Annotated in this window: 13 protein-coding genes and 1 riboswitch; of the genes, 12 read left to right on the forward strand and 1 reads right to left on the reverse strand. The window is 66.1% G+C overall.

Annotated elements, in window-relative coordinates; translation table 11 throughout:
- Window positions 1-50 precede the first annotated feature (50 nt).
- The 11 genes from rpe to ACIPUB_RS08475 all read left to right on the forward strand — a co-directional run bounded on the left by rpe (window position 51) and on the right by ACIPUB_RS08475 (window position 9388).
- Window positions 51-722, forward strand: a complete 672-nt coding sequence (rpe, locus tag ACIPUB_RS08425) for a ribulose-phosphate 3-epimerase (RefSeq protein ID WP_310287950.1) — start codon at window positions 51-53, stop codon at window positions 720-722.
- 20 nt (window positions 723-742) lie between these two features.
- Window positions 743-890, forward strand: a riboswitch (FMN riboswitch).
- Window positions 891-1043: 153 nt separating this feature from the next.
- Window positions 1044-1745 (forward strand): nicotinamide riboside transporter PnuC, encoded by a 702-nt coding sequence (gene pnuC, locus ACIPUB_RS08430; RefSeq protein WP_264271826.1) that lies wholly within the window; start codon window positions 1044-1046, stop codon window positions 1743-1745.
- Window positions 1745-2797 (forward strand): bifunctional diaminohydroxyphosphoribosylaminopyrimidine deaminase/5-amino-6-(5-phosphoribosylamino)uracil reductase RibD, encoded by a 1053-nt coding sequence (gene ribD / locus ACIPUB_RS08435; RefSeq protein ID WP_310287947.1) that lies wholly within the window; start codon window positions 1745-1747, stop codon window positions 2795-2797. The genes pnuC and ribD overlap by 1 nt, the downstream gene beginning before the upstream one ends.
- Window positions 2798-2808: 11 nt before the next feature.
- Entirely contained in the window at window positions 2809-3441 is a 633-nt protein-coding gene (locus ACIPUB_RS08440; protein ID WP_310287946.1) for a riboflavin synthase, read from the forward strand.
- Complete coding sequence (gene ribB / locus ACIPUB_RS08445) at window positions 3438-4721, forward strand: 3,4-dihydroxy-2-butanone-4-phosphate synthase (protein WP_407606967.1); 1284 nt, start codon at window positions 3438-3440, stop codon at window positions 4719-4721. Before ACIPUB_RS08440 ends, ribB begins: the two co-directional genes overlap by 4 nt.
- Window positions 4718-5200 (forward strand): 6,7-dimethyl-8-ribityllumazine synthase, encoded by a 483-nt coding sequence (ribH, locus tag ACIPUB_RS08450; protein ID WP_407606968.1) that lies wholly within the window; start codon window positions 4718-4720, stop codon window positions 5198-5200. Before ribB ends, ribH begins: the two co-directional genes overlap by 4 nt.
- Before the next feature lie 410 nt (window positions 5201-5610).
- Window positions 5611-6348 carry a DNA methyltransferase gene (locus ACIPUB_RS08455; protein WP_407606969.1) on the forward strand — a complete coding sequence of 246 codons (738 nt, stop codon included), beginning with the start codon at window positions 5611-5613 and terminating at the stop codon, window positions 6346-6348.
- 238 nt (window positions 6349-6586) lie between these two features.
- Complete coding sequence (locus ACIPUB_RS08460; protein WP_264269195.1) at window positions 6587-6850, forward strand: phosphoribosyl-ATP diphosphatase; 264 nt, start codon at window positions 6587-6589, stop codon at window positions 6848-6850.
- A 109-nt stretch (window positions 6851-6959) separates the two neighbouring features.
- Window positions 6960-7808, forward strand: a complete 849-nt coding sequence (gene hisG / locus ACIPUB_RS08465; protein WP_264269194.1) for an ATP phosphoribosyltransferase — start codon at window positions 6960-6962, stop codon at window positions 7806-7808.
- Between the two features lie 67 nt (window positions 7809-7875).
- Window positions 7876-8646 carry an imidazole glycerol phosphate synthase subunit HisF gene (gene hisF / locus ACIPUB_RS08470; RefSeq protein ID WP_264269193.1) on the forward strand — a complete coding sequence of 257 codons (771 nt, stop codon included), beginning with the start codon at window positions 7876-7878 and terminating at the stop codon, window positions 8644-8646.
- Window positions 8621-9388, forward strand: coding sequence for a GNAT family N-acetyltransferase (locus ACIPUB_RS08475; protein ID WP_407606970.1), 768 nt, complete (start codon window positions 8621-8623; stop codon window positions 9386-9388). Before hisF ends, ACIPUB_RS08475 begins: the two co-directional genes overlap by 26 nt.
- Here the strand turns inward: ACIPUB_RS08475 and ACIPUB_RS08480 are convergent.
- Window positions 9385-9954 (reverse strand): TetR/AcrR family transcriptional regulator, encoded by a 570-nt coding sequence (locus ACIPUB_RS08480; RefSeq protein ID WP_310287933.1) that lies wholly within the window; start codon window positions 9952-9954, stop codon window positions 9385-9387. The two genes, ACIPUB_RS08475 and ACIPUB_RS08480, sit on opposite strands and share 4 nt — an antisense overlap.
- A gap of 160 nt (window positions 9955-10114) precedes the next feature.
- Here ACIPUB_RS08480 and ACIPUB_RS08485 point away from each other — a divergent pair, with 160 nt between their 5' ends.
- Window positions 10115-12118: an amidase gene (locus ACIPUB_RS08485; RefSeq protein WP_407606971.1), complete on the forward strand. Its 2004-nt coding sequence runs from the start codon at window positions 10115-10117 to the stop codon at window positions 12116-12118.
- Window positions 12119-12136 lie beyond the last annotated feature (18 nt).

Here is a 12136-nt window from a genome sequence, read left to right on the forward strand (position 1 = left end):
ACCCGCCGGTCCACCCAGTCGGACCGTCGGCCAGCAGCCAGAAGGAAACCATGCGTACCTGCCAGATCAATCCGTCGATCCTCTCGGCGGACTTCACCAACCTCGAACGCGAACTCACACGGATCCACACCGCCGACGCCGTCCATGTCGATGTCATGGATAACCACTTCGTGCCCAACCTGACCATCGGCTTGCCGGTGGTTCAGCGATTGAACGAAGTCAGTGAGCTGCCGCTGGACGTGCACCTGATGATCAGCGACGTGGATCGGTGGGGACCGGGCTACGCCGAGGCCGGAGCCGCCTCGGTCACCTTCCATGCCGAGGCCTCGGCCGCCCCGATCAAGCTGGCCCGGGACCTGCGCGCCGCCGGTGCCAAATCGTCGATGGCGCTGCGCCCGGCCACGCCGATCGAGCCGTACCTGGACATGCTCCCGGAGCTGGACATGGTGCTGCTGATGACGGTGGAGCCGGGCTTTGGCGGACAGGCCTTCCTGGACATCGTGTTGCCGAAGATCCGCAGGGCCCGAAAGGCCATTGACGGGACCGGCCTGCCCATCGCACTGCAGGTCGATGGCGGGGTCACCCGCGAAACGATCCTGCGGGCGGCCGAGGCCGGGGCCGACGTCTTCGTGGCCGGTTCTTCGGTTTACGGAACAGCGGATCCCGCCGAGGCAGTAGTCACATTGCGAAATCTCGCAGCCCGGACACCCGTTTCCATGTAATACTGAGAGCTACAACTACACAACGTGCTCCGGGGTCGGTGTAAGTCCGAACCGGCGGTCAAAGTCCGCGACCCAAGCCAAAGGGATCCCTCCGGGGATCTTGAAGCCTGGTTGAACTGGTGAAATTCCGGTACCGACAGTTAAAGTCTGGATGGGAGAAGCACGTACACGCAACACCAGCGCTCTCGCGAGTGCGCAAGGCACGGCCAGGTGGGAATCCACGAGATTTTCCTGGTTCCGGATCCTTCGCCAGCGGGTCGGCCGCAAAGGTGGAACCGTCGTATCGAACCCCCGGAGCCATCGCGGCTTGACAGGAGGACGATGGATTTTCTGCGGTGGCTCATTGAAGCTTTCAATTCTTACATCACGGTAGGCAGCAGCGCACTGCTGGTACGCGAAGTGGTGGGCAACGTCTTCGGACTTGCCTCCGCCCTGGGCGGCATCCGCCGCAAGGTCTGGGCTTGGCCCGTTGGCATCGTCGGCAACATCCTGCTCCTGACGGTCTTCCTGGGCAGCATCTTCGGCAACGACCAAACAGCCAACCTGCTCGGCCAGGCCGGACGCCAGATCATGTTCATCGCCGTGTCTTTCTATGGCTGGAAGCGCTGGAAATCCAGCCGCGAATCCGGCGGAAGTGCAGTCACCCCGCGCTGGGCCACCGGCACAGAACGCCTGTCGCTCGCTGCAATCATGATCATCGGCACTGTCGCACTGACCCCGCTCTTTGGCGCACTGGGATCCTACGCACCTGTCTGGGCCGATGCCTGGACCTTCGTCGGCTCCTTGCTGGCCACCTACGGCATGGCCAAGGGACTGGTCGAGTTCTGGCTGATCTGGGTCCTTGTCGACGTGGTCGGGGTCCCGCTGCTCTTCGGCGCCGGATACTACGCCAGCGCGTTCATGTACCTCTTTTACGGGTGCTTCACGCTGGTCGGGTTCTTCATATGGTGGAAGGCCAAGAACGACGCCAAGCCAAGCATCCAAACCGAGATGCCCGACCCGACGGTGCAGGTGCACAGCTGATGCAACCCTCACGAACGCTGGCCGCCATGCGGCTTTCCCTCGAGCTGGCCCGCCGCGGCACCCGCGGAGCCAACCCCCTGGTTGGGGCCGTCATCATCGACCCGGACGGCACGATCCTGGCCACCGGTTACCATCGCGGCGCCGGCACCCCGCACGCCGAGGCCGACGCGCTGAACCGCCTGGGCTCCATCGATCCGGTCGCGGCACGCGCCGCGACAATGCTGGTCACCCTCGAACCCTGCAACCACACCGGCCGCACCGGCCCCTGTTCCCGCGCCATCATCGACGCCGGAATCGGCAACGTAATCTTCGCTGTCGCCGACGGCGGCGCGGTGGCCGGCGGGGGAGCGGAGACGCTGCGTGCGGCCGGAGTCAACGTGGAACAGGGGCTGCTGGAGGACCAGGCAGCCGAGCTGAACCACCGCTGGTTCGCAGCCCGCGCCGCCGGCCGGCCCTTCACCACGTTGCACCTGGCCCAAACCCTTGACGGACGGATCGCCGCCAAGGACGGAACCAGCCAATGGATCACCTCGCCGCGCTCGCTGCTCCACGCCCATGAGGTTCGTGCCCGCGTGGGCGCCATAGTCGTGGGTACCGGCACCGTCATGGCCGATGACCCGCGGCTGAACGCACGCGACGAACACGGCGAACCCTTCGCCTCCCAACCCCGGCGCATCGTCATGGGGCAACGGGACATTCCCGGGGACGCAGCACTGAAGGCCGACGGCAACTGGGAGCAGGTCCGCACCCGCGACCCGCACGAGGTCCTGGCGCGGATCGCATCCCGGGACATCGGACACGTGCTCATCGAAGGCGGTGCGTCGGTGGCCACCGCGTTCCTGGCGGCGGACCTGGTCGACGAGATCTTCCTCTACCAGGCACCGATCTTCCTGGGCTCCGGGCGTGGAAGCGTGGGGGAGCTGGGAATCGACACCCTTGCCTCCGCCCGGCATTTCCGCCTGGACGCCGTCGACGGAGACGCAGTGCGCATCCTGGGGCCCGACACCCTTACACATCTTGAACCCATGCCAACCGGCACCGGCACACCCTAAGGAATCGAAGCATGTTCACCGGAATCATCAGCGGCATGGGCCGCATCGAAGCAATGGACGCGACACCGGAATCCGACTCTGTCGTCTTGCACATCAGTGCGCCGAACCATACCGAGGACCTGGAACTGGGCGGCTCCATCGCCGTCAACGGCGTCTGCCTGACCGCCACGTCCATCGTCGGGGACATCCTGTCCCTGGACGTCATGGGCGAGACCCTGCGCCACACCACCATCGGCGACCTCGCCCAGGGCGAGGGCATCAACCTCGAGCGCTGCGTGCAGGCCGGCGGCCGGCTTGACGGGCACGTCGTGCAGGGCCACGTCGACGGTGTCGGGCACCTCTTGGAGCACGAATCGCTCGGTGCCTGGGACCGCTTCCGCTTCTCCATCCCCTTCGAACTGGCCAGATACGTGGCAAAGAAGGGTTCGATCGCCATCGACGGGATCTCGCTGACCGTCACCGAGGTCTCGGAGGCCCACGAAAAAGAGCAGTGGTTCGAAGTCGGGATCATCCCCACCACCCTGCGCGAGACCACCCTGGGCCAACGCGTTCCCGGTTCCGCGGTCAACCTGGAAGTCGATGTCATGGCCAAGTACGCCGAACGCCTTGCCTCATTCAACAACATCGAAAGCAGCGCATCATGATCACCGATACCATTCGCCTGGACTCCATTGACGCCGCGATCAGCGCCATGGCTGCCGGCCAGGCCGTCGTGGTCGTCGACGACGCTGACCGCGAAAACGAGGGCGACATCATCTTCGCCGCCGAGTTCGCCACCCCGGAGCTGATGGGCTGGACCATCCGCCATTCCTCGGGCGTCGTGTGCACGCCGATGGACGGGGACCGCGCCGACGCGATGGGCCTGCCGCCCATGGTGGAAAACAACCAGGACGCCAAGGGCACCGCGTACACCGTCTCCTGCGACGCCGCCCACGGGGTCAGCACCGGAATCAGCGCCGCCGACCGCGCCCTGACTTCCCGCATCCTGGCCGATCCGGCCTCCGGCCCCGAGCTGATCACCCGCCCGGGCCACATCTTCCCGCTGCGCGCGGTCGACGGCGGGGTGCTGGTGCGCCGCGGGCACACCGAAGCCAGCGTCGATTTGTGCAAGGCAGCGGGCCTTGAGCCTGTGGGGGTCATTGCCGAGATCGTCCATGACGACGGATCGATGATGCGCTTGCCTGCGCTGCGCGAATTCGCGGACCTGTGGAACATCCCGCTGATCAGCATCGAGGACCTGGCCGCCTGGCGGGCCACCACCGATGCCGAGCCGGCCGTGGGCACCAGCGCCGCCGCGGTGCAGGGCGGGCCGGAGGTCCGGGTTCCCACCCCCTACGGTGAATTCATGGTCCGCGCCTGGCGCGAACGCGGCACCGGCACCGAGCACCTGTCGCTCAGCTCCACCGGCCCCGACGGCACCATGCCGGCCGAGCCGCTGGTGCGCGTGCACTCCGAGTGCCTCACCGGCGACGTGTTCGGTTCCTACCGCTGCGACTGCGGGGAGCAGCTGGCCGCCGGTCTGGAGGCAATCAACGAATACGGCGGCGTGCTGGTCTACCTGCGCGGCCACGAGGGTCGCGGCATCGGGCTGGCCAACAAGATCCGCGCATACGCGCTGCAGGACGGCGGCGCCAACACCGTAGCCGCCAACGAGCAGCTGGGCCTTCCCGTCGACGCGCGAAACTACGACGCCGCCGCGGCCATCCTCCACGCGCTGTCCATCCGCCGGATCCGGTTGATCACCAACAACCCGTTGAAGGAAGAATGGCTGGAGCAGGCGGGAATCGCGGTTTCCGAGCGCGTCCCCACCCGGATTGCGGCGCGTCCCGAAAACCTTGAGTACCTGCGCACCAAGCAGAACCTGATGAATCATTCATTGCAATTGCCATCCATCGAAAACACCAACCCAGGAGTCAAATCATGAGCGGACACGGAGCTCCCCTCGTCGGGGCCAGCGAATTGGCAGCGGCAGGCGAAGCCGGAATGCGGGCAGTCATCGTCGCGGCCAGCTGGCACACCCAGATCATGGACGGCCTGCTGGACGGCGCCCTGCGCGCCGCCGCCGACGCCGGGATCAGCACCCCCGAGGTCATCCGCGTTCCGGGCACCTTCGAGCTCCCGGTGGCCGCGGCACGCTTGGCCCATGCCTATGACACCGTCATCGCGCTGGGCGTGGTCATTCGAGGCGGCACCCCGCACTTCGACTTCGTCTGCCAGGGAGCGACCATGGGCCTGACCGACGTTACGGTGCGCACCGGCGTTCCCGTGGGCTTCGGCGTGTTGACCTGTGACACCGAGGAGCAGGCAATAGCCCGCGCAGGTCTGGAAGGTTCTGTCGAGGACAAGGGATACGAGGCCATGAGCGCGGGGCTGCAGACAGCCGTCGCACTGGCGCGCCGCTAGCAAATTCGGCGATCCGTCACCGCACTGCCGCCCGCACCACCGGTACCCGCTTCCAGGGATCGATGCCGAGGGAGCGGGCGGCGCTGTTCTATGTTCCATTGATTGCACGATTGCCTCATTCAGAGGGTCGGCCTTCGCCGGGCCAGCCGCCCAGGTGCGATGTCGCCCCGTCTGCGTCCGTCTCCCGCGAGATGGCTTCAGTAGGGGCATCGAGCCCGGCCCAGGGCCGACGGCAAACTTGACGTCGAGGCGGGCTACCCGGTGCGGGCGGAAGACGAAGTAACAAATGCCGGTGCCGTCGTATCCGCGAGTGCCGGTGCTTTGCCCGATGTGCGCGGCGATGCCGTCCACACCAACAACGGCGCCTTGTCCCTCGGCGAATATCCCGGCCGGCCGGTAGACTTCGCCTGATGAAAGATCGTGGAGAAGCATTGACCGGGAGCACACCCGTAACGTCCCCCTTGGATTCACGACTGACCGCCTTGCACGCCACGTTTCTGGCGGAGCGTCCGCCGGGGGCCGACGAAGACGTGCACATGCTCTCGGCCATCGTGGATCACGTCATTGAACGGTGCAGCGCACCGGGCGACGTGGTGTTCGACCCCTTCGCGGGGTTCGGCACCACCATCAAACGGGCAGTTGCACTGGGACGGGAAGCCCTCGGTATCGAGCTGCTACCCGAGCGGGCGGAGTACCTACGGGATCAGGTGCCCGGCGCCCGCATCATCGAGGGAGACGCAAGGGAGCTGCTTAGGCTTGTCCGCGGCATTGCACCTACCGAACCCGACGCAGGTGTCGATCTCATTCTCACCTCTCCGCCATACATGACCGCCGAGAACCATGACGCCGACCCCCTCACGGCCTACGAGGAAGACAACGGGGACTACGGCCGCTACTTGGCCGAGCTCGGGCTTGTCGCCGCCCAATGTGCGCGCACCGTTGTGCCCGGCGGCTTCGTGGTGTGGAATCTGGCGGACATCCACCACATGGACCGCACCACCCATTTGATCCGCGATTGCACCCGCGTGCTCGAGCAGCACCTCACGCCCGTGGGGACCACCGAGATTGTCTGGGATCGCTACCCCCACGATTTGGTGTCCGACGCGCTCCTTGTATTTCAACGGCCTCCCATTGAGCGGCGCGTTTAGTCAAACCACATCAACAGGTTGATGCCCTCGCACGGCAGCCCGGCACCGCGGGAAACGATCGCGCAAAAATACACTTCCCAGCCGTGACGGCGAGCATCGTCAGTGGTTGTGGTGCAATTTGGCGGCACGCCCGCGACCTGTGCCAGGGCCGCGTCATGTTGAGCCGAGCGGGGGAGTGCTTCGTCACATTGGGGGTGCGGTAGTGAATGCGGCCAACGGGCCAAGATACCCTGACTATGTGAAAACTTTTGACACCCTCTTCGCCGAGCTCTCCGAGAAGGCCAAGACCCGCCCCGAAGGTTCGCGTACGATCGCCGAACTGGATTCCGGCGTGCACGGCATCGGAAAGAAAGTCGTGGAGGAAGCCGCCGAAGTGTGGATGGCTGCCGAGTACGAAACCAACGAGGCCGCCGCCGAAGAAATCTCCCAGTTGCTTTATCACCTTCAGGTGATGATGCTGGCCAAGGGCCTGACTCTGCAGGACGTTTACAAGCATCTCTAGCCGCCGCTTTCGGGACGCCCTGTCCTCCCGTGCCGCGGTGGCCAACAGGCACCATTTGTTGTCCTACATGCCGTAATACCCCCCCAGAGCCTGAAAAGAGAACCGCATCATGTTGCGAGTAGCCCTTCCCAACAAGGGAGCCCTGTCCGAAATCGCCTCGACCATGTTGTTGGAGGCTGGATACGTCCAGCGCCGCGACAACCGCGAACTGGTCATGGTCGACCCCGACAACGACGTGGAATTCTTCTACCTCCGTCCCCGTGACATCGCCGTGTACGTCGGCGGCGGCATCCTCGATGTCGGAATCACCGGACGAGACCTTTACCTGGACGCCGAGGTCAACGACCACGTCGACGAGGTCCTGCCGCTGGGGATCGGTGCCTCCACCTTCCGCTTCGCCGGCCCCGCCGGGACCTTCACAACCCAGCAGGAGCTCCAGGGCAAGCGCATCGCGACCAGCTACGACGCGCTGCTGCGCCAGTACCTGGAAACCAACAACATCGCCGCAGACGTGGTCCGCCTCGATGGTGCCGTCGAGTCCTCTGTGCGCCTCGGCGTGGCCGACGCCATCGCCGACGTCGTGGAGACCGGCAACACGCTCAAGGCAGCCGGCATGGCGGTCTTCGGCGATCCCATCCTGCAGTCCGAGGCAGTGCTCATCGGTCGCACCGGCCGCACCCCCGCCGGGCTCGAAGTCCTCAAGCGCCGGCTCACCGGCGTGCTGGTGGCCCGCCGCTACGTCATGCTCGACTACGACGTGCGCCGGGACCTGGTCGACGAGGCCACCCGGTTGACCCCGGGACTCGAGTCGCCGACGGTTTCCCCGCTGCAGGACTCGGACTGGGTCGCCGTGCGCGCCATGGTCAAGAAGAGCCACACCAACAACATCATGGACGAGCTGTACAACATCGGCGCCCGCGCCATTCTTGTCACCAACATCCACGCCTGCCGCATCTAGCGCCCCGCCCGCATCCCGGGCCCCGGAACATTTCCCCTTTATTGCTTTTCTAGGAGTTGATCCCCTCATGGCCGTTGCGATCCGCGTGATCCCATGCCTCGATGTCGATGCCGGACGAGTCGTCAAGGGAGTGAACTTCGAGGGGCTCCGGGATGCCGGGGACCCGGTGGAACTGGCCAAGCGCTACAACGCCGCCGGTGCCGATGAAATCACGTTCCTCGATGTGACGGCCTCCTCGGCCAAGCGCGAAACCACTTATGACGTGGTGGCCCACACGGCCGAGGAAATTTTCATTCCGCTTACTGTCGGCGGAGGAGTGCGAGCCGCCGAGGACGTCGATCGCCTGCTGCGTGCCGGGGCGGACAAGGCCTCGATCAACACGGCTGCCGTCGACCGCCCCGAGGTCATCAACGAAATCACCCAACGCTTCGGATCCCAGGTGCTGGTGCTCTCGCTCGATGCCCGGCGCACCACGAACCCTGACGTCGAATCCGGTTTCGAGGTCACTACCCACGGAGGGCGCACCGGCACCGGCCGCTGTGCCGTGGCCTGGGCCAGGGAAGCCGCCGAACGGGGCGTGGGGGAAATCCTGCTGAACTCGATTGACGCCGACGGCACCAAGGACGGCTTCGACCTGGAGATGATCCGTGCGGTCCGCGCGGCCGTCACCGTGCCGCTGATTGCCTCCGGCGGCGCCGGGGCACCGGAGCACTTCCCGCCGGCGATTGCCGCCGGTGCCGACGCGGTGCTGGCCGCCTCGATCTTCCACTTCGGCCCGGACGACATGATCAAGCAGGTCAAGGACGCCATCCGTGAAGCCGGTTTCCCGGTTCGCTAGTCCTGCGTCACTGGACGCCGTGATGTCCCGGGGCTGGCAGGCACTTGAGGAGGAAGACCTCTCCGGGTGGGTGTGCCGCTTTTCCTCGGGTGTCACCCGCCGCGCCAACTCGGTGCTTCCGCTGTTCGGTCCGCCCAACACCAATGGCGCCATCGACGAGGTCGAAGCCGCCTATCGGCGCCGCGGGCTGCCGCCGGTCTTCCAGATCAGTCCCGAATCCCTGCCGCACGACCTGGACTCGATGCTTGGTGCCCGCGGTTACTCAATTGATTCCCCGACCCTGGTGCAGGCGCTGAAACGGGAGGACTTTGCGCGGGCCGTTGCCGGCGAGCCCGATCCGGGGATCGTCCTCCAGGATGCACCCTCCGAGGCATGGCTGAAGGCCCTGTGGGAATCCGAGGGACCGCATTCGCCCGCCGCGCAGGCAGCCAGTGGCCGGATCCTGGGCAATACGCCGTCCGTCTACGCCTCACTGGTCATTGAGGGGAATGTCCATGCCATTGCACGCATGGCGCTGGTGGAAGACCTGGGCGGCATCTATGCCGTGGCCACCCGCGAGGAATCGCGTTCCCGGGGATACGGCCGGGCCGTGATGCGGGCCCTGGTGGCCGAGGCGGCCCGCCGGGATCTGGCAGGCCTCTGGCTGCAGGTCGTCGAGGAGAACTCGATCGCAGCCGGACTCTATGCATCCCTGGGATTTGAAACGGTGTCGCGCTACCACTACCGCCAGTTGCCGGCCTAGGCCGTCGCCGGCAGGAGTGCCTCCAGCCCGCGTTCGAGGGCCGCACGTGCCGCAGCGGTGTCCAGCTGGTTCGATAGCCAGCGGCCGGAAATGCCTTCAACCAGGGCGGTGAGCAATAGTGCCGTATCCCGGCACTGCCCGGTCCCCGCCCCGGTGTGCAGCTTCACCAGCTCCGCGACGTGGGACTGCCACGCGGCAGTGGACGTGGACAGATGCCCGGCCAGCGGCGGCTCAAAGACCGCGATTGCCCTGATCTCGTTCCACACGATCGACTTGGCGCGCACCGATTCGTCGTCCTGGATCTCGGCCAGCAGCAAGTCCCGCAGCAAGCCGCGGGGCCTGCCCCCGCCGTCCGCTTGTTCCCCGCGTTGGGCCAGCGAGTCTGCGTTTACGTACTCCAGGGTTGCCGCCAGCAGTCCATCCCTGTCGGTGAAATGGTAGTAAACCAGCCCCGTGGACACGCCGGCCTGTTTGCAGACGTCTTGCACGCGCATGCCGCGGACCCCGTCACGGGCGATGCAGATGCTGCACGCCTCGAGTATCCGCTGCCTGGTGTCATTGGCCATGGCCGGTGCCGCATCTTTCCCTTGGTGGCCCGGGGTCTTCCCGAACTGTTGATCACACGCTATCTTTAACTGAATATCCAGTCAATTTTTTGCATGCTCCTCCCCGTCGGACATCTCGGCCGCGCAGGGCGGGAGCACCACCTGTGAGGGGAACCCGCCCATGGACCTGCCGTTCAGCATCCACGAAGCTTCCATCGAGGGCGTGCTGCGTGCGCTCGATGACGGCACCGTCACCGCCGTCGAACTGATTGCCGCCCACCTTGCCCGGGTGGGACGCTTCGACAGGTCCACGGTGTGCCTCAACGCCATGGCCGTGCTGAACCCCACCGTCTTCGCCGAGGCCGCGGAATCCGACCGCCGCCGCAGTGCCGGCCGGGGCGGTTCCCTTGAGGGGGTGCCGTTTACCGTCAAGGACAGTTACATGGTCGCCGGGCTCACCGTGGCTGCCGGTTCGCCGGCGTTCAAGGACCTGGTGGCCAAGCACGACGCGTTCACTGTCGCACGCATCCGCGAGGCCGGGGGAGTGCTGGTGGGCAAGACGAACATGCCGCCCATGGCCGACGGCGGCATGCAGCGCGGTGTCTACGGGCGCGCCGAAAGCCCCTACAACGCCGACTACCTGGCGGCTGCCTACGCCTCGGGGTCCTCCAATGGATCGGGCGTCGCCACCGCGGCCAGCATGGGGGTCTTCGGCATGGGCGAGGAAACCGTCTCCTCGGGCCGCAGCCCGGCCTCCAACAACGGCCTATGCGCCTACACCCCCTCGCGCGGTGTCATCTCCATCCGCGGCAACTGGCCGCTCTTTCCCACCCGCGACGTCGTGGTCCCGCATACCAGGAGCATGGATGACATGTTCCGGTTGCTGGACGTGATCGTCGCCGACGATCCGGAAACCACGGGAGACTTCTGGCGCCACCAAAAGGCGGTGCCGCTGCCCGCGGCCTCGGCCATCCGGCCCGGGAGCTACGCGGAGCTGGCCGATCCGCAGGCCCTGTCCGGCAAGCGCTTCGGCGTGCCCCGCATGTATTTGGGCCAGGACCCGAGATTCCCGGTCAACCCGCGCCCCAGCGTCCTGGAACTCTGGGACGCCGCGCGCGCCCGCTTGGAGGACCTGGGCGCCACCGTCGTCGATGTCGACTTCCCGCTGATCGAAACGTACGAGGGGAAGACCCCGGGTGGCGAACAGCTCGGCGCGCTGGGCATCCTGCCCGAGGGGTGGATGGAGATGGAATTCAACGAGCTCCTCGCCCATGGATGGGACACGTTCCTGCGGGAAAACAACGACCCCGCGCTGAACCGGCTGGCCGATGTCGAGCATCTGCAGATCTTCCCGGCCCCTGACGGATCGCTCCCGGACCGCTATGAAGAGGTCGAGGACTACGAGAATCGCTACCGCGACGTGGTGAAGATGGCGGCCCACGGGCTGCCGGACCCGGCCACGCTGCCAGGGTTCGAAGCCGGGCTCAAGGCTCTGGAAAAGCTGCGCAAGGAGCTCTTCGAAAATTGGCTCGCCGAGCATCGGCTCGACGGGGTCGTCTTCCCTGCCAACGCAGACGTCGGGGCCGCGGATGCGGACACCAACCCGGAATCGGCGGACAGGGCTTGGGAGAACGGTGTCTTCTTTTCCAACGGGAACTACGCCCTGCGCCATCTCGGCATCCCCTCGGTCACCGTGGCCATGGGGTTGATGCAAGACACCGGCATGCCGGTGGGACTGACCTTCGCCGGTCCCGCTTATTCCGACAACGCGATCATGGGCTGGGGGTGGGCGTTCGAGGGCGCCGGCACGTTGCGTCCGGTTCCGCGGCTGGCGCCCGAGCTTCCAGGGGACCGCCACGGGGCAGCTTCCCGGGGACGGCCAGGTGGGCAACCGCCGGAAATTTCCATCGAGGGTCGCCTCGATTCCGGAAACCGCATAGGCGGCACCCTGCGTCTGCTGCTGGAGGGTGAAATCCGTGCGGGGGCGGACGCGGTGATTCGGCTGACGGTCAACGGCGAGCCGACCACGGCGTTGCGCACGGGCAGCACCTGGAATGCCACGGTAATCCTCCCGGCGGCCGAGGAACCGGCGGCCACTGCATCAAACCCAGCAGGCAGGATCCTTGCCGTTGTGCACGTGGTGGAAGGCCGGGGAATGGCGGCGGGAGACTTCGTGGAGGTCTAGTCCCGACTGCCCGAAGTG

The sequence above is a fragment of the Paeniglutamicibacter sp. ORCA_105 genome (assembly GCF_045798545.1).
GTDB lineage: Bacteria > Actinomycetota > Actinomycetes > Actinomycetales > Micrococcaceae > Paeniglutamicibacter > Paeniglutamicibacter sulfureus.

Coding starts and splice junctions, on each gene's coding strand:
- rpe (WP_310287950.1), top strand. CDS start 51: ATGCGTACCTGCCAGATCAATCCGTCGATCCTCTCGGCGGACTTCACC.
- pnuC (WP_264271826.1), top strand. CDS start 1,044: ATGGATTTTCTGCGGTGGCTCATTGAAGCTTTCAATTCTTACATCACG.
- ribD (WP_310287947.1), top strand. CDS start 1,745: ATGCAACCCTCACGAACGCTGGCCGCCATGCGGCTTTCCCTCGAGCTG.
- ACIPUB_RS08440 (WP_310287946.1), top strand. CDS start 2,809: ATGTTCACCGGAATCATCAGCGGCATGGGCCGCATCGAAGCAATGGAC.
- ribB (WP_407606967.1), top strand. CDS start 3,438: ATGATCACCGATACCATTCGCCTGGACTCCATTGACGCCGCGATCAGC.
- ribH (WP_407606968.1), top strand. CDS start 4,718: ATGAGCGGACACGGAGCTCCCCTCGTCGGGGCCAGCGAATTGGCAGCG.
- ACIPUB_RS08455 (WP_407606969.1), top strand. CDS start 5,611: ATGAAAGATCGTGGAGAAGCATTGACCGGGAGCACACCCGTAACGTCC.
- hisG (WP_264269194.1), top strand. CDS start 6,960: ATGTTGCGAGTAGCCCTTCCCAACAAGGGAGCCCTGTCCGAAATCGCC.
- hisF (WP_264269193.1), top strand. CDS start 7,876: ATGGCCGTTGCGATCCGCGTGATCCCATGCCTCGATGTCGATGCCGGA.
- ACIPUB_RS08480 (WP_310287933.1), bottom strand. CDS start 9,954: ATGGCCAATGACACCAGGCAGCGGATACTCGAGGCGTGCAGCATCTGC.
- ACIPUB_RS08485 (WP_407606971.1), top strand. CDS start 10,115: ATGGACCTGCCGTTCAGCATCCACGAAGCTTCCATCGAGGGCGTGCTG.